This is a genomic window from Rothia sp. HMSC073B08, from assembly GCF_001812975.1.
GTDB lineage: Bacteria > Actinomycetota > Actinomycetes > Actinomycetales > Micrococcaceae > Rothia > Rothia mucilaginosa.
In genome coordinates this window covers 107,255-127,252 of the sequence record NZ_KV811051.1, presented here as the reverse complement: position 1 = coordinate 127,252, position 19,998 = coordinate 107,255, and the positions used below count along the sequence as shown (strand labels likewise).

18 protein-coding genes and 1 tRNA gene are annotated in these 19,998 nt (G+C 59.5%); 11 read left to right on the top strand and 8 right to left on the bottom strand.

The features are described from left to right. Positions 1-125: 125 nt before the first annotated feature. The 6 genes from HMPREF2884_RS02240 to HMPREF2884_RS02215 all read right to left on the bottom strand — a co-directional run bounded on the left by HMPREF2884_RS02240 (position 126) and on the right by HMPREF2884_RS02215 (position 7,356). Complete coding sequence (locus HMPREF2884_RS02240; RefSeq protein ID WP_070615213.1) at positions 126-779, bottom strand: dihydrofolate reductase; 654 nt, start codon at positions 777-779, stop codon at positions 126-128. A gap of 22 nt (positions 780-801) precedes the next feature. Further along, positions 802-1,683, bottom strand: a complete 882-nt coding sequence (locus HMPREF2884_RS02235) for a thymidylate synthase (RefSeq protein ID WP_049353365.1) — start codon at positions 1,681-1,683, stop codon at positions 802-804. A 153-nt stretch (positions 1,684-1,836) separates the two neighbouring features. Then, on the bottom strand, positions 1,837-2,844 hold the full coding sequence (locus HMPREF2884_RS02230; RefSeq protein ID WP_070615210.1) for an NUDIX hydrolase: 1,008 nt from the start codon (positions 2,842-2,844) through the stop codon (positions 1,837-1,839). Positions 2,845-3,095: 251 nt separating this feature from the next. Further along, entirely contained in the window at positions 3,096-5,369 is a 2,274-nt protein-coding gene (locus HMPREF2884_RS02225; protein WP_083309665.1) for an RNA degradosome polyphosphate kinase, read from the bottom strand. A gap of 65 nt (positions 5,370-5,434) precedes the next feature. After that, entirely contained in the window at positions 5,435-6,499 is a 1,065-nt protein-coding gene (gene mshD / locus HMPREF2884_RS02220) for a mycothiol synthase (protein ID WP_070615208.1), read from the bottom strand. A 179-nt stretch (positions 6,500-6,678) separates the two neighbouring features. Continuing rightward, the gene (locus tag HMPREF2884_RS02215; RefSeq protein ID WP_005508348.1) at positions 6,679-7,356 is read right to left on the bottom strand and encodes a winged helix-turn-helix transcriptional regulator; all 678 of its coding nucleotides are present in this window, start codon (positions 7,354-7,356) and stop codon (positions 6,679-6,681) included. 639 nt (positions 7,357-7,995) lie between these two features. On the opposite strand from HMPREF2884_RS02215, the gene HMPREF2884_RS02210 reads away from it, so the two are divergent. Together HMPREF2884_RS02210 and HMPREF2884_RS02205 are read left to right on the top strand one after the other, a co-directional pair. Further along, positions 7,996-8,685 carry a nitrobindin family protein gene (locus HMPREF2884_RS02210; protein ID WP_049341091.1) on the top strand — a complete coding sequence of 230 codons (690 nt, stop codon included), beginning with the start codon at positions 7,996-7,998 and terminating at the stop codon, positions 8,683-8,685. Positions 8,686-8,750: 65 nt separating this feature from the next. Further along, positions 8,751-9,986: a CAF17-like 4Fe-4S cluster assembly/insertion protein YgfZ gene (locus HMPREF2884_RS02205; RefSeq protein ID WP_070615205.1), complete on the top strand. Its 1,236-nt coding sequence runs from the start codon at positions 8,751-8,753 to the stop codon at positions 9,984-9,986. 132 nt (positions 9,987-10,118) lie between these two features. On the opposite strand, the gene HMPREF2884_RS02200 is transcribed toward HMPREF2884_RS02205, so the two are convergent. Continuing rightward, positions 10,119-11,150 carry a 6-phosphofructokinase gene (locus HMPREF2884_RS02200; RefSeq protein ID WP_005504866.1) on the bottom strand — a complete coding sequence of 344 codons (1,032 nt, stop codon included), beginning with the start codon at positions 11,148-11,150 and terminating at the stop codon, positions 10,119-10,121. Positions 11,151-11,622: 472 nt separating this feature from the next. Continuing rightward, positions 11,623-12,825, bottom strand: a complete 1,203-nt coding sequence (locus tag HMPREF2884_RS02195; RefSeq protein ID WP_005508355.1) for a pyridoxal phosphate-dependent aminotransferase — start codon at positions 12,823-12,825, stop codon at positions 11,623-11,625. A gap of 353 nt (positions 12,826-13,178) precedes the next feature. Here HMPREF2884_RS02195 and HMPREF2884_RS02190 point away from each other — a divergent pair. The 9 genes from HMPREF2884_RS02190 to rplL all read left to right on the top strand — a co-directional run bounded on the left by HMPREF2884_RS02190 (position 13,179) and on the right by rplL (position 19,854). Next, a tRNA-Trp gene (locus HMPREF2884_RS02190) sits at positions 13,179-13,251 on the top strand. A gap of 77 nt (positions 13,252-13,328) precedes the next feature. Then, complete coding sequence (gene secE, locus HMPREF2884_RS02185) at positions 13,329-13,607, top strand: preprotein translocase subunit SecE (protein ID WP_005504868.1); 279 nt, start codon at positions 13,329-13,331, stop codon at positions 13,605-13,607. A gap of 104 nt (positions 13,608-13,711) precedes the next feature. Next, positions 13,712-14,458: a transcription termination/antitermination protein NusG gene (gene nusG / locus HMPREF2884_RS02180; RefSeq protein ID WP_070615203.1), complete on the top strand. Its 747-nt coding sequence runs from the start codon at positions 13,712-13,714 to the stop codon at positions 14,456-14,458. A 266-nt stretch (positions 14,459-14,724) separates the two neighbouring features. After that, positions 14,725-15,153: a 50S ribosomal protein L11 gene (rplK, locus tag HMPREF2884_RS02175; protein WP_005504870.1), complete on the top strand. Its 429-nt coding sequence runs from the start codon at positions 14,725-14,727 to the stop codon at positions 15,151-15,153. Positions 15,154-15,290: 137 nt separating this feature from the next. Beyond that, on the top strand, positions 15,291-15,986 hold the full coding sequence (gene rplA, locus HMPREF2884_RS02170) for a 50S ribosomal protein L1 (RefSeq protein WP_005504876.1): 696 nt from the start codon (positions 15,291-15,293) through the stop codon (positions 15,984-15,986). 215 nt (positions 15,987-16,201) lie between these two features. Next, positions 16,202-17,176, top strand: a complete 975-nt coding sequence (locus HMPREF2884_RS02165; RefSeq protein ID WP_070615200.1) for a TDT family transporter — start codon at positions 16,202-16,204, stop codon at positions 17,174-17,176. Positions 17,177-17,277: 101 nt separating this feature from the next. Beyond that, a complete protein-coding gene (locus tag HMPREF2884_RS02160) occupies positions 17,278-18,405 on the top strand; it encodes an ABC transporter ATP-binding protein (RefSeq protein ID WP_070615197.1) in 1,128 nt (375 codons plus the stop codon). A 388-nt stretch (positions 18,406-18,793) separates the two neighbouring features. Further along, positions 18,794-19,324, top strand: a complete 531-nt coding sequence (gene rplJ, locus HMPREF2884_RS02155) for a 50S ribosomal protein L10 (RefSeq protein ID WP_005504882.1) — start codon at positions 18,794-18,796, stop codon at positions 19,322-19,324. Between the two features lie 155 nt (positions 19,325-19,479). Next, a complete protein-coding gene (gene rplL / locus HMPREF2884_RS02150) occupies positions 19,480-19,854 on the top strand; it encodes a 50S ribosomal protein L7/L12 (RefSeq protein ID WP_005504884.1) in 375 nt (124 codons plus the stop codon). Positions 19,855-19,998: the final 144 nt, after the last annotated feature.

Genomic DNA, 19,998 nt, shown 5'->3' with positions numbered 1-19,998 from the left:
ATCGGGGCGCGTTAAAGCGTTCAAGCCCGCGGTACTCCGGGCGGAGTAGCCGCAGGCTTGAGTCGCTCGTCTGAGCTTGTTTGTCAGAGGTTGTTTGCTAGAGCTGACGGTCTATGGAGACGTTCTTAGGAGAGACGTTCCAGACGCTGGAACGAGAAGTACATGGGGTTCTTCGTGCCCGACTCATCGAGCAGGTAACCCTTCTCGCTATTCTCCCATGCACTCTCGGAGGTGACCCGCCAGCACCCGTTCGGTGAGCCGCCTTCGTAGCTACCCGCAGAATTTGCAAGCTGCAGTTCGGGCGCTCGCGTATCGCCGGTAATCTCGTTACCTTCCTGGCAGTAGAAGAGGGTCCGCTCCACCGTCTTCACCCGACCGAAGGCGGGCAGGTCGGTGCGGGAGAGCGCCTCCACGTAGACGGAACCGCCACCAATAATCCAAGCATCAACCGCGGCGGTATCTGCGGGGGTAGCTTCGACCGGCGCGCCTGCAGCGTCACGAGCCGCGTACAGCGCCGCATCCAGCGAAGGAACCCACAGGGCACCATCGCGTTCTTCCGCCTCGGTAACCGAACGGCTAATCACAATATTCGTACGGCCCGGCAGGGGGCGAAAACGCGGCGGGAACGACTCCCAGGTGCGGCGACCCATAATCACCGGAGCGCCCAGCGTCACCTTCTTGAAGTGCGCCAAATCCTCCGGCGCGTACCAGGGCATATCCCCGTCACGACCAATGATGCCGGCATCAGTTTGAGCCCAAATAGCGCCCAGACGAAACATCATGCCTCCTCATTACCTGCAGTTAGACCGCAATCGGTGCGGCAATACCGGGATGGTGCTTATAATCCACCAGCTCAAAGTCTTCATACTCGTAATCGAAAATAGAAGGCTTCTTCGTCTTAATAACCAGCTTCGGGTACGGGTATGGCTCACGCGGCGGGTAGGGGTTACCCTCCGGGTCGGTGCCGTAGCCCAGCTGCTTCTTCACCTGCTCCAGGTGGTTCGAGTAGATGTGGCAGTCGCCGCCGGTCCACACGAACTCGCCCGGCTCCATGCCTACCTCCTGCGCAATCAGGTAGGTCAGCAGCGCGTACGAGGCGATGTTGAAGGGCACACCCAGGAACATGTCCGCGCTACGCTGGTACAGCTGGCAGGACAGCTCCTTCACACCGTCCGCGCGTTCGTGCACGTAGAACTGGAAGAGTGCGTGGCAGGGCGGAAGCGCCATATTGTCCACCTCGGCAGGGTTCCACGCCGAAACAATATGGCGGCGCGAGCTCGGGTTATTCTTCAACGAATCGATAACCTTCGCAATCTGGTCAATCGTGCCACCGTCGGGGGTCGGCCACGAACGCCACTGCACGCCGTACACCGGACCCAAATCGCCGTTCTCATCAGCCCACTCATCCCAAATGGTCACGCCGCGCTCCTGCAACCAGCGTACATTCGAGGAACCGCGCAAGAACCACAGCAGCTCAATGGCAACAGACTTGAAGTGCACGCGCTTGGTGGTAATCAGCGGGAACGACTCACGCAGGTCAAAACGCATCTGACGCCCAAACACGCCGAAGGTGCCGGTGCCGGTACGGTCGGAACGCTGCGCATCCGCCGCGATGGCGTCCTTGTTCTCCTCGAGGATTTCGCGCAGAAGATCTTCATAGGGAGTGGGGATTGCGTGAGTCATAAGAAAAACCTTGAATCCTGTCAGTAGACGTGAGAGACGGTCACAAATCAACCGCCCCTCTATTGTAACACCCACGAATGGGCGCAGGTAGAGCAAACGCGCTGAGCATAAAGCCCAGCGCGCTCGCCGTTAGAAGATCAAAGTATATGGATGCTAGTCCAGAGCCGCGCGTACTCGCTCCACCGAGACAATACGCGGGTCATCGCCCTCAGTCACCTGCAGAACCAGGGCATCGCCAGGCTCCAGGTACGGGTCCTCGGTCGGAAGAACCTCCGCGGAACCCTCAAACAGGTACTCACGCAGAACATCCATCACCTGGGGCAGAACCGGGCGGTGAGTGCACAGCAACGAGGAAGAATCCTTATCGAACAGCGACGCCACGGTACGGGCAACACGCGCCGGGTGACGCTGAGCGCCCGCCTCCGATAGGGACTTCTTCTCCTTCACCGACACACCATAATCCACCGAGTACGGGGTCACGGTCTGAACGCAACGCAGCCACGGGGAAGAAATAATACGGCTCGGAGCCCACGCCGCAAAGAGACGGCTAGAGGCCAACGCCTGACGCTTGCCGGTCGCCGCGAGCGGACGGTCATCCTCAGCAGCAGCCCAGTTCGAACGAGGCTTAGCCTTCGCATGGCGGGCAATGAGAATCGGGCGGGTGCGCAGCGCATCCGCCTCAGCCAGAGCCTCCAGGGACTCCAGGGGCGCCAGGTCGTCCTCGTTGGTCAGCAGGGCGCGAGCAACCTCGGTGGATACCCAGCGCAGCTCATCCACTTCACCCTCATCCGCCAGGGCGCGGGCGCCCTCGGGAAGCTCAGCAGACCAGTAGAAAACATCCTTCGGACGGCCGCCCACCGGGTAGGAAGTCACAGCCAGGGGCACACCCAGAACAACCTGCAGGCCGACCTCTTCGCGAATCTCACGAATAGCGGTCTCAGCCAGGGACTCGCCCGGGTCCTGCTTGCCCTTAGGCCAGGACCAGTCGTCATAGCGGGGGCGGTGAATGATCAGGACCTCAAGCGCACCGTCGCGCATACGCCAAATCAGTGCGCCAGAAGCAACAATATCCGCAGTGTTCGCGGGGGCTCGGTCAATGCTGTTGACCGCATCAAAACGTCGTGCCGAGTAGTAGATGGAGGGGGAATCCAGCGGTGCCATATCTCTCTCTGAACCTCTTCGCTAGGCTTGCGCACAATGCCAGAGGGCACCATGCTCCGCGTCTAATTGTAGGTGAGAGAGCGGTCAAGTTGTAATCTCAACGTAACCTGTTGTTCACTTTTGCGCTAAGTGCACTAGTCCACCGCACGTTTTTGCACGACACGCGGAAAACCCCGCCTGCCTCACGCCATAAAGCGCGAGAACAGACGGGGTTCACAACCAGAAATCACCGGTAGGTCAGCGGCACATCCTTAGACCTTATCGACCACGTTCTTACGGGAACGCGAGCTCAGGTAGTACGACTGCACGTCCTGCAGCGGGTTGCCCTGATCGTCGGTGTCGTGGCGGGTCCAGTTGCCCTCAGAATCCAGGTGCCAGGTACGCGAAGAATCACTCATATAAGTGGTGAACATGTCACGCAGGTACTTCACGTGGCGCGGATCCTTCACCGGCACCAGAGCCTCAATACGGCGGTCCAGGTTGCGGTGCATCATATCTGCAGAGCCAATGTAGACAATCGGATCGCCGCCGTTCTCAAAAGCAAACACGCGCGAGTGCTCCAAGAAACGACCCAGCACCGAACGGACGCGAATATTCTCGCTCAGACCCTTAACACCGGGGCGCAGGGCGCAAATACCGCGAACCACCACATCCACCGGCACACCAGCCTGCGAAGCGCGGTACAGCGAATCGATGACGGCCTCATCCACCATGGAGTTACACTTGATCTGAATCTTCGCCGGACGGCCCGCCTTGTGGTTCTCAATCTCCTGATCGATGCACTCAATCAGGCCGCTACGCAGAGTACGCGGCGCCACCAGCAGCGACTGGTAGTTGGTCTTCGGCGCGTAACCGGACAGCTGGTTGAACAGGCGGGAGACATCCTCACAAATCTGCTCATCGCAGGTGATGATGCCCAAATCCTCGTAGAAACGAGCGGTCGACGGGTGGTAGTTACCGGTACCAATGTGCGCGTAACGGCGCAGATGGTTACCCTCGCGGCGCACCACCAACGACAGCTTGCAGTGAGTCTTCAGACCCACGATGCCGTACACCACGTGCACGCCGGCGCGCTCCAGCTTACGAGCCCACGAGATGTTGGCTTCCTCATCAAAGCGAGCCTTGATCTCGACCAGTGCCACAACCTGCTTGCCCGCCTCAGCTGCCTCAATCAGCGCATCCACGATGGGGGAGTCACCACTGGTACGGTACAGGGTCTGCTTAATTGCCTGAACACGCGGGTCAGCGGCAGCCTGCGCCAAAAACGCCTGCACACTGGTCGCAAACGAATCGTACGGGTGGTGCAACAGCACGTCGTGGTCGCGGGCGGCAGCGAACACATCCGCAGCCTTCGCGGTCTCGGTGGCGTTGAGCCAACGGGAAGTGTGCGCAATGTGCTTGGGGTAGTGCAGCGCCGGACGGTTCGCACGAATAATCGCACTCATACCGCGCAAATCCAGCGGGGCCGGCAGACGGTACACCTCAGACTCGTTGATGTTCAGCTCAGAAATCAGCAGATCCAGGATGGTCGGGTTGATGGTGTCCTCAACCTCCAGACGGACCGGAGGGCCGAAACGACGGCGCAGAAGCTCCTTCTCCAGGGCCTTTAGCAGGTTCTCTGCGTCGTCCTCTTCCACCTCAAGATCCTCGTTACGGGTCACGCGGAAGACGTGGTGCTCCACAACCTCCATACCCGGGAAGAGGGTGTCCAGGTGCTCAGCAATGATGTCTTCGAGCGCAATGTAGCGGCTCTCACGGCCCGCCGTGTTGGCGGCGCGGGAACCATCCACAGAGACCATACGGTCCAGCTGATCGGGCACCTTCACACGAGCGAACAGTTCCTTGCCAGTCTGCGGGTTACGCACCAGCACCGCAAGGTTCAGCGACAGACCCGAAATGTACGGGAAGGGGTGCGCCGGGTCAACAGCCAGAGGGGTCAGAATCGGGAAGATATCCTGCATGAACTCCTGGCGCAGGCGCTGCTTAGCGTCCGCATCCAGGTCGCTCCAACCCACAATGCGGATGTTCTGCTCCTCCAGAGCCGGCAGAACCTGGTTGTGGAACACCTCAGCGTGGCGAGTCTGCAACTGGTGAGCGCGCTCAGCAATCTCTTCCATCTGCTCCTCGGGGCTCAGACCTGCCGCCGAAGGCACCGCCAGACCGGTCGCAATGCGCCGTTTCAGACCCGCCACACGCACCATGAAGAACTCATCCAGGTTAGACGCCACAATCGACAGGAAGTTCAGACGCTCCAGCAGGAACAGGTTCGGGTCCTCCGCCAGCTCCAGCACGCGGGTGTTGAAGTCCAGCCAGCTGCTCTCACGGTCGAAGAAACGCTCCGGGCCGAACTCCTCTTCCAGGCTGAAGTAGGAGCGCTTCTCACCCTTCTCAATGCGGTCGCCGCGAGACTCGGCACGCTCAATCTTCGAAATATCGTGGCCGATATGAATGACACCGGTCATGGGTGCCGGCTCAGACGGCTTAGGCTTAGGCGCCTTATTCAGGCCATTGGGGGCGGGTACCATACTGTACTTGCCTTTCTGCTCGGGGATAAGTCGTGAAGAAGCACGCCAACTGTGGCGCACCAAAACTAGGCGGCAGGTTCGTCCTGCTGGGCGGGGGCGTACATGCGGTCAACCGTCGCTACACCGAAACCCAACGAAGTGTAGAGGGAATATGCGGTGGTGTTATCGGCGTCCACGTACAGGTCGATGGCGCGCAGCGGCTCGCCGTTCTCGTCCTCAGCGCAGGCGAGGTATGCCAGCGCGCGCAGGGTGAGGGTTCGGCCCAGGCCGCCTCCCTGAGCCTGCGGGTTCACACCCACCACGTAAATCTCACCGGAGGGGGACAGCTCGCCCTGCTCCTGACCGGTCGGAATCTTCGTCCAGGTGAATGCCGCGATGGCGGAGTCATCCTCCACCTCGGAGGCGATGAAGAAACCCTCAGGACGGAACCAGGGGGAGCCGGTGCGCTCGCGCAAATCGGCAAGGGTGAGCTTGCCCTGCTCCGGGTGGTGCGCAAACGCTGCGGCATTCACGCGTAGCCAGGGGAACTCATCCGCGCCGGTGAAGGTGCGCATCCGCAGGTTCTCCGGCAGAGTGCGCGCGTCAGAGCGTTCCACGAGCTCTTCGCGGGTCTGAGCATCCAAAGGCAGAACCATCTTGTACAGCACGCGCACCGGCTCGAAGCCGTGCAGGGTAGCGAACGCGTGGGCGGGGCTTTCAATGCCGGTGTCGGTGGCGCTGCCGTGAACCCAGAGTCGGTATCGTACGGCGTCTTCACCCAGCTGGCGAACGGCGTGGTCGAAGAATGCGCTGCCGGCGCCTCGTCCGCGGTATTCGGGGGCGACGGCTGCCTCAATTACGCCGGTATCTTCGTCGTCTGCCGGGGTGAGCGCCACGAAGACGGCGGCGAGGGTGCCGTCGTCCTCGGCAACAAAGAAACGCGGAGGGGTGAGGGTGCTTTCGCGCAATGCCTTGCTCAACTCAACGCGGGTCTGCTCAGAGAACGCCGAGACGCCGTCATGGCGGGCAACCTTCTGCGCAAAGGAATCGAATCGTTCCAGCAGCTCTTCGGTGAGATGCGGTTCCGCGTAGACAAGGGAGCTTTCAGCGGGCAGGGTGGAGGGATTGGGTGTCTGACTGTGTACCATCATCGCCTTCTTTCGTAGCCTTCTGATTCAACTCTACCGGGGATAGTTGCTCTTTGAAGAGTTTGTTCTTCGTCCTGGGCGAATATGACAAGAACCGGAACATTTACACATTCTGGTACTCGGCTCAGCGGAGAGGCTACTTTATAACGGGTACACCAAAACAGGGGTTGGAGCCCCAAAATTTAGCGGGTGCTGTTGAAGGAATAGCCCACGTTACGCACGGTCGAAATCATCTGCTCGTATTCGGTGCCGAGCTTGGAACGCAGACGACGCACGTGCACGTCCACGGTGCGGGTGCCGCCGTAGTAGGAGTCGTAACCCCACACCTCGGAGAGCAGCTGGGCTCGGGAGAAGACGCGTCCGGGGTGCTGAGCCATGAACTTGAGCAGTTCAAACTCTTTGAAGGTCAGATTCAGAGCGGTGCCGGAGAGGTGCGCCGAGTACGCCTGGGTGTCAATGACGAGGTTACCCGCGCGCACGATGCGCTCTTCGGAGTTCTCTTCTTCTGCGGCTGCGTCGCTCTTGATGGCGAGGCGCAGGCGCGCATCCATTTCGGAGGGGGACGCCTGGTCAGAAACAATATCGTCAACCTGCCAGGAGGCAGCAACCGCCGCCATACCGCCTTCATTCAGGAGTGCGATGAGCGGCAACTGTACGCCGGCGGCGCGCAATAGCTGGGCGCATTGGCGTGCTTTGACGAGTGCGGTGCGGGCGTCGACCATGAGCAGGTCGAAGGTCTCAGATTCGAGGGTGGTGTGGGCAGTGTCGAGGGGGAAGACGTGTACCTTGTGGCTGAGGAGGCTCAGCGAGGGGATCATATCCTGCGCGGCGGTATCGCTCATGAGCGCAATACGGTACACACTCTCTCCTTTCCTGCATATTTCCCGTGTAAAACTTTTGGCTCTTTCTAGTGTACTCGCCCGGCTGTGATGCAGTTGTGGGAGCTGGCGTAGCCTGTCGCCGAATATCGTATTCCGGACTGTTCATACAGCCTTTTCAACCGATGACTACGGGGGTTCTGGCATGCTGGCGCGGAACCGGGGTCCTGCCCGGCGCTAGGCGGGTCTTGCACCCGGGAAGCAGCTTGGGTGTCCACTATGTTTCCGCCGTTGATTCTGCGCCCTTTCGGGGTGGGTCTGTGGTAGGTTTAAGGCATGGAAAACAATCTTATGGCTCTTGAAGCTCTCTTCATGTCGCTGATGGCTATTATCTCCGTGTGCATCGGTATCGGTGCATTCGCAGTGTTGCGTGGCCTCTTCAGCGGACAGAAGTAGTCTTCCCGCACAGAGCAGAAGCATCGCCCACACAGGGCTTTAGGCGGTCGTACGGTTCGTACCGCCTCGCCAATGACGGCGTGAACCCCCACCCGGTCCCCTCCGGTTGGGGGTTTTTCTTTATGCTGCCCGCCGTACCGTTTACTCTGCAGACGGCGGCGCTGCCCCGTGCCGTGAGCGAACGAACAGGCTACCGTTGTACGCACGGGTACTAAAATGGAAGGTATGGCTATTGAAATCCCTACCAACCTAACCCCTGAACTTGTTCCCTTCGCATGGCTGCTCGGCACCTGGGAAGGCACCGGAACCATGTGGTACGAAGGCCAGGAAAACACCCCCTTCGGCCAGATTGTTACTTTTGAGCAGGATGGTCTGCCCTTCATCGAATACCGCGCTGAGTCTTTCCTGCTCGACGATGAGGGCCAGAAGCTGCGCCCCATCACCGTTGAAACCGGTTTCTGGCAGATTGACCGCCCCCTGACCGACGCTGACGGCGGCTTCGGCATTGTCCCCAAGGACGTTGTTCCCGCCTTCGCTGACGCGGCAAGCGTAGAGACTCTCCGCAACGCCGACGACGGATTCTCCCTGCTGGCGACCATTGCGCACCCCGGCGGTATTAGCGAAAACTACGTGGGCATGGTCAAGGGCCCGGTTATTCGCATGCAGACCGGCAACCTGCTGCGCGATGATATTTCCCACGACTACGCCGGCTCCGTGCGCCTGTGGGGCCTGGTCAACGGCAACCTCATGTGGGACTGGGAGATTGCAGACGCCGAGGGTAAGCTGCACAAGCACGCCTCCGCTGAACTGCGCAAGACCTCCTCGATGACCGGCGATTCCCTGGGCACCTCGATGTTCGGTTCCCTGGATGGCGAAGAGCCCACCGGCGAGCCCGGTTCCGAGCCCACCGCCTAATAACTAACTTGTGTCTGCCCCGCTGGTCGGCGGGGCAGACTCTTTGCGTGAAAGGTGCACCTTCCGTGACTGAATCTTCGATTGAAGCGCCTCAGGCTGAGGCACCCCAGCCCGATGCCTCCCGCCCGGTGAGCCCCCTGCTGAGCCTGCACGGCGCTTTTGCCGCCTCCGGGCTGGATGCCGGCGTCGCCGCACACTACGGCAACCCCATGCTGGAGCAGCGCGCCCTCAGCTTCGACCGCTCCGCCGAGGCAAGCGAACCGCTGGTGCTAGTGGATCGCTCCTGCCTGGGCGTAGTGCGCATTGAGGGTGCGGACCGCCAGACCTGGCTGACTTCTATCGCCTCGCAGATTCTGACCGGTATGACCGCCGGGGAGAGCCGCGAGTTCCTGCTGCTTTCCCCTCAGGGCCGCGTGGAGTACGCACCCGCCGCAATTGAAGACGGCGAGGCGCTCTGGCTAATCGTTGAGGGCTACCAGGCTCAGCCGCTGACCGATTACCTAAACCGCATGAAGTTCATGATGCGCGTTGAGGTGCAGAACCTCAGCGACGAGTATGCGGTGCTGGAGAGCGCCCGCAACCCGATCCTGCAGGACGGCTCGGTGCATCAGGTACTCGCTGAGTGCAAGCTGCTGGTGTGGGAGGATCCCTGGCACACTCCGGCACCGGGTAGCTACCGTTACGATGAGGCGGGCGATGCTCACCCGGGTGCGGACTACGTGCGTTTCTTAAGCATCGTGCGGCGCTCTGTTCTGTCCGCCCTGGCTGAATCTTCGGACGCGCGTTTTGCGGGTCTGTGGGCTGCGGAGGCTCTGCGTATTGAGGCGTGGCGCCCGCGCTACGGCACTGAAGCTGACGATAAGACCATCCCGCAGGAGCTGGATTACACCCGTACCGCGGTGCATTTCGATAAGGGCTGCTACAAGGGTCAGGAGACGGTGGCTCGTGTGCATAACCTGGGCCGCCCGCCGCGCCGCCTGGTGTTCTTGGATATTGACGGTTCGGAGCACACCCTGCCGGCGGCAGGTAGTGAGCTGTTCGTGGAGGGAAAGTCCCGCCCGGTCGGTCGTATTACCTCAGTGGCGTTGCATCACGAGGCGGGCCCGATTGCTCTGGCTGTGATTAAGCGCGGCGTTGACCCGCAGGCGCCTTTGCGTGCGGTTGATGGCGGCGATTTCCTGCCCGATGGTTCGCCGGCGCCGGCGACCGAGTACGCGGTGGCTCAGACGACGGTGGTTTCGCCGGAGTCCGGTGAGGTGGCGCGTCGTTCTTTGGCGGGTCAGGACTTCCTGAAGCGCTAGGCGCTCCCCGACCCAAAACCGCCTGAACTAGAACCCATCCCAACTAGAACCGCGGAGGCGGACACTCGTTGCGAGTGCCCGCCTCCGCGGTTCTAGTATGAGTGCTCAGCGAGCTTGCTGAACCTGCGGGGTTTAGCGGCCGAAGAGGACGGCTGCTTCTTCCCAGCGTTCCTGAGGCACGGACTTCAGGCCGTCCAGTGCCTCTTCGAGGGGTACGTACTTAATCTCGGTACCCTGCACGGAGACCATCTTGCCCCACTGCTTCTGAGCGACCATGTCGACTGCGCCCATGCCCAGGCGGGTTGCGAGCACGCGGTCGTAGCCGGTGGGTGCGCCACCGCGCTGGATGTGGCCCAGGATGGTGTTACGGGTCTCGACGCCGGTCATCTTCTCGATCTCGTGGGTGATGTACTCACCGATGCCACCGAGGCGGGGACGACCGTCCTTTTCGGTACCCTTGTTTGCCATGACGTCGTCGAAGCCTTCGGGGATGAAGCCTTCAGCAACAACAACCAGGGGAGAGCGGCCGCGGTCGTGTACTTCCTTGACCCATTCAGCAACCTGCTCCATGGAGACCTTGACCTCGGGAATCAGGATTGCGTGCGCGCCTGCAGCCATACCGGAATGCAGTGCGATCCAGCCGACGTGGCGGCCCATGACCTCTGCAACCATGCAGCGGTGGTGCGATTCACCGGTGGTGCGGATGCGGTCCATAGCCTCGGTCGCGATGGACACTGCGGTATCGAAACCGAAGGTGTAGTCGGTTGCGCGCAGGTCGTTGTCAATGGTCTTGGGGACACCGATGACGGGCAGGCCTGCGTCTGCCAGGCGCTTTGCGCCTGCGAGGGTGCCTTCACCGCCGATAGCAACGATTGCGTCGATGCCGTGGCGTTCCATCATGATTTCGATGTTTTCGGGGCCACCGTTGGGGCCGTCGAAGGGGTTGGTGCGGGAGGTACCGATGATGGTGCCGCCCTGGGCTGCCAGGCCGCGGACCTTCTGACGGGGCAGATCCATGTAGTCGCCTTCAACGACGCCGCGCCAGCCATCACGGAAGCCGACGAACTCGTAGCCGTACTTCTTGACGCCGTTGAGGACAGCGCCGCGGATGACAGCGTTCAGGCCGGGGCAGTCGCCGCCGGAAGTAAGCAGACCGATCTTCATAGTTGGCTCCTAATGTCTGCGCGTTTTAGGTGTTGTGCGCGCGTGTATATAACTATGACCTCCACGAATTCGGCACGCGAATGTTCGCCGGTCGGGAGGTCGTTCTCTTGGTCTCTATTTTAGCGATGTTTGGGTTGTGTGGGTAGTGGTGGAAAGCCGTGGGAACGCCTGTTTTGGTGCTGAAAAGTTCAGGTTTTTAGTACCTGTATGTTTGGGTTTGAAACACAAATAGCCGCCCTTTCCCACCTATGGCACCGAAGAGGCGAATGAGGCTTCCTCACATCTGTAAAGATGCGGGAAGCCTCATTCGTTTTAAAAATATTTTTAAATATTTGTGGGATTCTCCGTTTTTAGGACAAAAAACGGTCAATAGTCCTGTGATTGATTGTTTCGCACCGGTTTATCCCACGTCTGAACCGCTTCCCACGGGGTGAGTTGCAGGTTCAGCAGGCGCGCTCAGAGGGGGGCGGAACTAGTCGCGTGCCTGACCGAGGAACTTCTGCAGGCGTGCCAGGCCCTCCGCCAGGTCCTCGTCGCTCAGGGCGTAGGAGAGGCGCAGGTAGCCACTGGGGCCGAATGCCTCGCCGGGAACTACGGCGACCTCAGCCTTTTCGAGGATGAGCTCGGCCAGCTCTGCGGTGGTCTGCGGGCGTACGCCTTCAATTTCCTTGCCGAGCAGTTCGCGTACGTCCGGGTAGGCGTAGAACGCGCCGGTGGGTACGGGACAGTGCACGCCTTCAATAGCGTTCAGACCATCTACGATGGTGCGGCGGCGGCGGTCGAAAGCTGCGTGCATGATTTCCACGTCGTCCTGCGGACCGGTCAGTGCGGCAAGGGCTGCGCGCTGGGCGATGTTGTTGACGTTGGAGGTCATGTGGGACTGCAGGTTGGAGGCTGCGGCGATGACGTCGCGCGGGCCAATCATCCAACCCACACGCCAACCGGTCATGGCGTAGGTCTTTGCCACGCCGTTGAGAATGACGCACAGGTCAGCGAGCTCGGGTACAGCCTTCAGGATGGAGACTGCCTGAACACCGTCATAGGTGAGGTGCTCGTAGATTTCATCGGTCAGCACGAAAATGCCCTTGGACAGAGCCCATTCGCCGATGGCGCGGGTTTCCTCTTCGGTGTAGACGGCACCGGTCGGGTTGGAGGGGGAAACGAAGATGAGCGCCTTGGTTGCGGGGGTGTAGGCGGCTTCGAGCTGCTCGACGGTGACCTTGTAGTGCTGGTCGCTACCGGCGAATACCTCGATGGGGTTGCCGCCTGCCAGGCGGATGCACTCGGGGTAGGTGGTCCAGTAGGGTGCGGGCAACAGAACGTCGTCGCCTTCGTCAATGACGGTTGCGAATGCCTGGTAGACGGCCTGCTTGCCGCCGTTGGTGATGACAACCTGGGAGGGGTCAATCTCTACGCCGGAGTCGCGCAGGGTCTTTTCCGCGATTGCCTTCTTCAGTTCGGGAAGACCGGACGCGGGGGAGTAGCGGAAGTTCTTGGGGTCGTTGAGCGCTTCGCGTGCGGCGTCCACAATGTGCGCGGGTGTGGGGAAGTCCGGTTCGCCTGCACCGAAACCGATGACGGGGCGTCCCTGAGCCTTGAGTGCTTTTGCCTTTGCGTCGACGGCAAGGGTTGCGGAGGGTGCGATGGCACCGATGCGGCTTGAAATACGCGCCATGGGGCTCTCTTCTCTTTCTTCTTGTGCGCTGCCGGCGTGAAGTCGACAAGGAAATAGGTGATGGGAATGCGCGTGCGGGACCAATCTGCGCCTGATGGGCGCGGGTGTGTGCGGCGTTCCTTGTAATAGGATACGGTCCACTAGTAGCGATGCGGAACCCTTCGTCAAGGTATCTCAAGAGGTTTTTCGAAAAATATTACATTTTGAAGTTGCATCGGCCCCGAAAGATGGTTTACAGTTAGTTCTGCACCCGCAAGGGTGTAATTGTTTGCCCCTCTAAAGCCACGGCTTAGGAGGCAGTGGAGGAGTAGACAAGTGAGAAGCAACTCTCACACCTGAAGTTAACGCTTCAAAGGGTGGTGGCTCAATTGGTAGAGCAGCGGTCTCCAAAACCGCAGGTTGCAGGTTCGAGTCCTGTCCGCCCTGCTTTTATTGCCTCAATAACATCTTTGTACGCCCGCACCCCGGGCGTACTTTTTTAGACTCAGAAAGGGGCAGAAGAAATGGCATCGTCTGCTACCGCCGAGAAGGCTGTTCAGCCCGGCGCATCGTCGAAGAGCGATAAGAAGCTCGGTTTCTTCGGCCGTATTTTTGCATTCCTCCGTGAAGTTTTTGCGGAGTTGAAGAAGGTTACTACTCCCACCGGACGTGAACTGGTTGGTTACTTCTTCGGAGTTCTGTTCTTCGTCGTGGTGATGCTCCTTCTTATTTCTGGTCTGGATTATCTTTTCGGCCAGGGAGCATTCTGGATTTTCGGTAACGGAACGATTCAGCGTAACTAGTACAGGCTGCATCCTTATCTGGGGTGCCCCATCAGTGATTTCCCTCAGCACATTGGTGAGTGGGAGTCCCCTCTAGATGATTAACGATAGAAAGTAGGAGCGACGTGTCCGAGCAGGAACTGGTATCCGAGATTGAAGAGGTCGAGGTAGCCGCTGCTGAGGCTACTGAGGAGTCTGCAGCTATTGAGCAGCAGGCTGAGGAAGCTACCGAGGCTGTCGAGGTGGCTGAAACAGCTGCTGAGGCTGCTGAGGAAGTCGACGCTCTGGAAGAATTCAAGTCCAAGCTGCGCCGTCAGATGGGCGATTGGTACGTGGTGCACACCTACTCCGGTTACGAGAACAAGGTGAAGACCGGTATCGAGACCCGTATCCAGAACCTGGAAGCTGAAGATGAGATCTTCGAGGTTCAGGTTCCCATGGAGACCGTGGTTGAGTTCAAGAACACCGTGAAGAAGACCATCCGCCGCGTGCGTGTTCCCGGTTACGTTCTGGTTCGTATGGAACTGACCGACCACTCGTGGGGCGTTGTCCGCCACACCCCCGGTGTGACTGGCTTCGTGGGTCAGGATGCGTACAACCCGGTCCCGCTGCGCATGGACGAGGTCTTCGACATGCTCCTGCCGGTCTTCGAAGAGCAGCAGCAGAGCCAGGGTCTGCCTGTTTCCAAGCCCGTTATCGAGTCCGACTACACTGTGGGCGAGAATGTCCGCGTGAAGTCCGGTGCTTTCGAGGGCATGGACGCTACCGTTTCGGAGATCAAGGGCGAGTCCCAGCAGATTGTCGTGATGATTTCCGTCTTCGGCCGCGATACCCCGGTGACCTTGAGCTTCACCGAGATCGAAAAGATTTAACGTTTTTAGCGTGTGAATATGAGCCTCGCACTTCGGTGCGGGGCTCATATTTTGTAGTGGCTGTATAGCCGGCGGCGGCTGTGCGGATGAGGTTTACTCTTTCTGCTAGCTGGCGCTGGATTAAGTCGCTGATTAACGCTAGAATGTTGGTTTGTGTATGCGCATGTCACGCTTTCATGCGGATGCACGGGTGACCGCGCCACGGTCACCGTCTTGCCGGCGTACGCTCCTGTGCGTCGGTTCCCAGCTAAGAAAAGGACCCTACATTGGCTCCCAAGAAGAAGGTCACTGGCCTCATCAAGCTGCAGATCCAGGCAGGCGCCGCTAACCCGGCTCCCCCCGTCGGCCCCGCACTGGGCTCGCACGGTGTGAACATCATGGAGTTCTGCAAGGCATACAACGCTGCAACCGAGTCGCAGCGCGGTAACATCATCCCCGTTGAGATTACCGTCTACGAGGATCGCTCCTTCACCTTCATCACCAAGACCCCTCCGGCTTCCCAGCTGATTAAGAAGGCTGCTGGCGTTGCTAAGGGTTCCGCTGTTCCTCACACCACCAAGGTTGGTTCGCTGACCGAGGCTCAGGTGCGCGAGATCGCTGAGACCAAGATGCCCGACCTGAACGCAAACGACCTGGATGCTGCTTCCAAGATCATCGCAGGTACCGCTCGTTCCATGGGTATCACCGTCGAGTAATTTCGGTTCGCCGAATAGCCGAGTAATCGGCACCGTAGATTTTTCTACACAGAACTTGTAAATGCCCGTCGTATGGACGGGATGTGGCAGAGCCGAGCGCGGCTCACGAGACCACAACTGCATAAGGAGAAAAGCAGATGGCAAAGCGCAGCAAGGCGTACAAGGCAGCTGTAGCCAAGATTGAAGAGGGTAAGCTCTACACCCCCGCTGAGGCAGTTGCCCTGGCGAAGGAAACCTCTTCCACCAAGACCGACGCAACCGTTGAGGTTGCAATGCGTCTGTCCGTTGACCCCCGTAAGGCAGACCAGATGGTTCGCGGTACCGTGAACCTGCCCCACGGCACCGGTAAGACCGCTCGCGTGGTCGTTATCGCAGCAGGCCCCAAGGCTGCTGAGGCTGAGGCAGCTGGCGCTGACTACGTTGGTTCCGACGAGCTGATCGCAAAGATCGCTGGCGGCTGGACCGACTTCGATGCAGCGGTTGCAACCCCCGACATGATGGGCAAGGTCGGCCGCCTGGGTAAGATCCTGGGTCCCCGTAACCTGATGCCGAACCCCAAGACCGGTACCGTGACCATGGATGTTGCAAAGGCTGTTGCAGACATCAAGGGCGGTAAGATCGACTTCCGCGTTGACCGTAACTCCAACCTGCACTTCATCATCGGTAAGGCTTCCTTCACCGCTGAGCAGCTCGAGGAGAACTTCCAGGCAGCTCTGGAAGAGGTTAACCGTCTGAAGCCCTCTTCGGCTAAGGGTCGTTACATCTCCAAGGCAACCGTTGCTACCACCTTCGGCCCCGGCATCCCCGTTGATCCGGCTGCCGTTGCTGCCTAAGGTATGCACCTGTAGCTTCTAGCATGAGCTAGTAGTCGCCCCCGACGTTTAGGTGTCGGGGGCGATTTTTTATAGGCTTAAAATATGGAGCGACTTGCTGGCTCCGAGTCCTGGCTCCGGCTGGCTTTGGCCTTGTCCGTGTTCCGGGGCTGTCGAAACACCTATTGGGGCTGCGTGCCCACAGTCTGCCCTACAACCATGAGAGGTAAAACCTAATGCCTTCTTCCCTTCAGAGCGAGCAGAGCGCCCGCCGCGGCCTCAGCGTGCCGGTCAATTATTTTGCGGTGGCGCTGGGTACCGGTGCGTTGGGTGCTGCCTGGCGTACCGGAGCCTCGAAAGGTATGGCTCCTGGATGGGTGGGGGAGAGCATCCTGGCTTTTAACGCTGTGGTGTGGCTGCTCCTGATGGGTTTTCTGGTTCACTCGGTGGTGAAGTATCGTGCGTGGGTGTGCAGTTTTTGGGAGCATCCGGCGCGTACCTGCTTCTTTTCGCTGATTCCGGCGACGACGGCGCAGGTGGGTGCGGCTCTCTACCCCTATGCGGAGACTCCGGCTCTCGCTTTGGTGGTACTGGGAGGCGTGGGCCAGCTGTACTTTGCCTCTCACCGCATTGCCGGTACGTGGCGTGGTGGGTATGTGCCTGAGGCCGCTTCGCCGGTGCTGTATCTGCCGACTGTGGCGACGAATTTTGCGACCGCTACGGCGATGGGCTTTGTGGGGTGGCACGATATGGCGATGCTCTTCTTCGGTGCGGGCCTGATTTCGTGGTTCAGTGTCGAGGCCGCGATTCTGAGCCGCCTGCGCACCTTGACTCCGCTACCTCAGGGGGAGCGCGGCATTATTGGTATTCAGATGGCGCCGCCTTTTGTGGGTGGTAACGCGTACCTGGCGGCTAATGGCGGCACGGTGGACTGGTTCTTCCTGGTGCTGACCGGTTATGGCATTCTGCAGCTGTTCTTCTTGATGCGTTTGCTCCCGTGGACTCTTGAGGGTGGTTTCTCGATGAGCATGTGGGGTTTCTCGTTCGGTATGGCTTCCATGGCGGCGAGCGGTATTCGCTTGGCGGCTGCTGGCTCCCTGGGGTTGGTGGGTCCTGCGCTAACGGTGGCGGGTACGGCTTTCCTCATTTTCCTGTGGGTGGGTACGTTGCATCTGGGGTTGAAGGGGCGTTTGCTGGTACGACCGAGCTAGGGCGCTCATATGAGACTCTGGTGCGAGGCTCGCGCGCTGTTTTATGACGGTGCTTATCTTCTGCACCCGTGCCGGGCACAAGTTTCGGCGATAATGGGGGAATGACTTCTGCATCCTACTCTTCTGCCGCGGCGGAGCCTTTTGAAGGCCTGCGTATTCGAGGTGTCGCTAAGACCTTTGGCACCGATACGACGGTTCTGAATGAGATTGACCTGGATGTGCACCCTGGCGAGTTGATTTCTCTGGTTGGTTCTTCGGGCACGGGTAAGTCGACTCTGTTGCGTATTATTGCCGGCCTGGAGGAGCCGAGCGCGGGTCGGGTGACCTACGCCGGTCAGCCTCTGGAACGCGGCTCGGTGGGTGTGGTTTTTCAGCGCCCTATTCTGTACCCGCACCTGAGCGTGAAGGACAATATTCTGTTTCCGACCCGGCTGGGTGCGTTCGCCGGTCGGGTTGATATGGACTACTACCGTGAGCTGCTGGAGGCTTTGAAGCTTGAGGGGCTGGAATCCCGTAAGCCTTCGCAACTGTCGGGTGGTCAGGCTCAGCGTGTGGGTATTGCGCGTGCTTTGATTCGTCGTGCTCCGGTGGTTCTTTTTGATGAGCCGCTGGCGAGTGTGGATGAGCAGATGAGTGCGAGTATCCGCGCCGACATTGTGCGCCTGCATGAGCGTTACGGTTTTACGGGCCTGTACGTGACCCATGATCAGAATGAGGCGCTCATGCTGGGGCAACGGGTGGCGGTGATGGATGCTGGCTACCTGGTGCAGGTGGATACTCCGGAGCGTTTGCTGGCGCATCCGCATACTTTGCAGGTGGCTAAGCTTTTGGCGGCGCCCGCGCTGAACCTTTTGGCCCTTGAGGATTCGGAGTCTCTTCCTGCCGGGTGTGAGCTGGCGATTCGTGCGACCGCGCTGTGCCCTGTGGCAGCAGACGCTGCTCATGCTCTGCCGGTGCAGGTGCTTGGCAGCCGTCATCTGGTGGGTGGCATGCTGTACCGTGCGCGTCTGTTAGAGGCGGTGTCCCTACCTCTGGAATCTCGGCGGGCTTCGGCGGAATCTGAGCTGAGTGCCCGAATGTATGCTCGAGTGCGTGCCGGTCAGGAGCTTGAGTTCTTTATCTCGGATGCGCAGGGCACCGCCTCCCTAAACGTGGGGGAGCGGGTGCACCTGGGGGTGGCGGCGGAGCGCTGCTTCTTGTTCTCAGGCGGAAAGCGCTTTTACCTCTAAAGTATGGGTTGCCAGGCCTTTTACCGTGGAGAAAGCGCGGGTTGGGCAGCTTAAAGAGGGTCTTTAAGTGATTAACCCCGCTTAATCACGTTTTTAACTTGCGACTCGGGCTTTAACCTGAGATGATGAATGAACCAAAGACCGCCGGTCTAGAACTATGTCCTTTATCGCCACCTCGATGGAGACGAAGAACAGAGTTCTGATAAGAGCAGATTTCACTAGAAATCGCCGCCCGCGTAGGTAACTCGAAGTGAATAGCCGTCGCCCTCATGCAGGGTTCCGTCTATCGTGCCTCGTACGCCTACGCGTCGGGGCATTTTTTATTGCTTGCAATAAATGCTTCGAGGCTCTACCGGCGACCTTACAAGAATCGGAAGAAGGAACTACCATGGCGACTCAGGAAAAGATCGCTGCAGTATCCGAGCTGAAGGAACTCTTCGAAGCTTCGAACGCAGTCATCCTGACCGAATACCGCGGTCTCACTGTTGCACAGCTCAAGGAGCTGCGCCGCGCACTCGGTGCAGAGACCGAATACGCCGTGGTGAAGAACACGCTGGCTGCTATCGCAGCTAAGGAAGCTGGCATCGACGCATTCGAAGGCCACCTCCAGGGTCCCTCCGCACTGGCATTCATCAAGGGCGACCTGATCGATGCTGCTAAGGGCCTGCGTGACTTTGCCAAGGCTAACCCCCAGCTGATTGTGAAGAACGGTTACTACGAAGGTGCCGCTCTGACCGAGGACGACGTCAAGCGCTACGCTGACCTGGAATCCCGCGAGGTTCTGCTGTCCAAGGTTGCAGGTGGTGCAAAGGCTACCATCGCACGCATCGCACAGGTTGTGGACGCACTGCGCGTCAAGCTGGAGGAGCAGGAAGGCGCAGCTCCCGCTGCTGCCGAGGAGGCTTCGGAAGAGGCATAAGCCCCTTTCGTGCTACTGCACCAGCGCTGAGATACTCAGCAGCGTGAACGCGAATAGCGTGTAACGCACCCTAAATTTGACCGACCCTTTCGGGTAGGTACTGAAGATTTACACCGCGGGCGTCAGTCCGCACCAGATAGTGAAGGAGCCAAACAATGGCTAAGCTGTCCATCGAAGAACTCATTGCAGCATTCAAGGAACTGTCCCTCGTTGAGGTTTCCGAGTTCGTCAAGGCATTCGAGGAAGAGTTCGACGTCACCGCAGCTGCTCCCGTTGCAGTTGTAGCAGGCGGCGCAGCAGGCGAGGCTGCTGAAGAGAAGTCCGAGTTCGACGTTATCCTGGAGTCCGCTGGCGACAAGAAGATCGCAGTGATCAAGGAAGTTCGTGCCCTGACCTCCCTCGGCCTGAAGGAAGCAAAGGACCTGGTTGACAGCGCTCCCAAGGCTCTGCTCGAGGGCGTTTCCAAGGAAGACGCTGAGAAGGCTAAGGAGCAGCTCGAGGCTGCTGGCGCAACCATCACCCTCAAGTAATCGACTTCTTCTCGATTCTTACGCGGGCGGTGCATCCATCGGATGTGCCGCCTCGCGGCATTTAACAGCCCCGAACCCGCCCGGTATGAAGACTGGGGAGGTTCGGGGCTTTGCCGTGTCCGCTCTTTTCTCCTGTAGCAAACG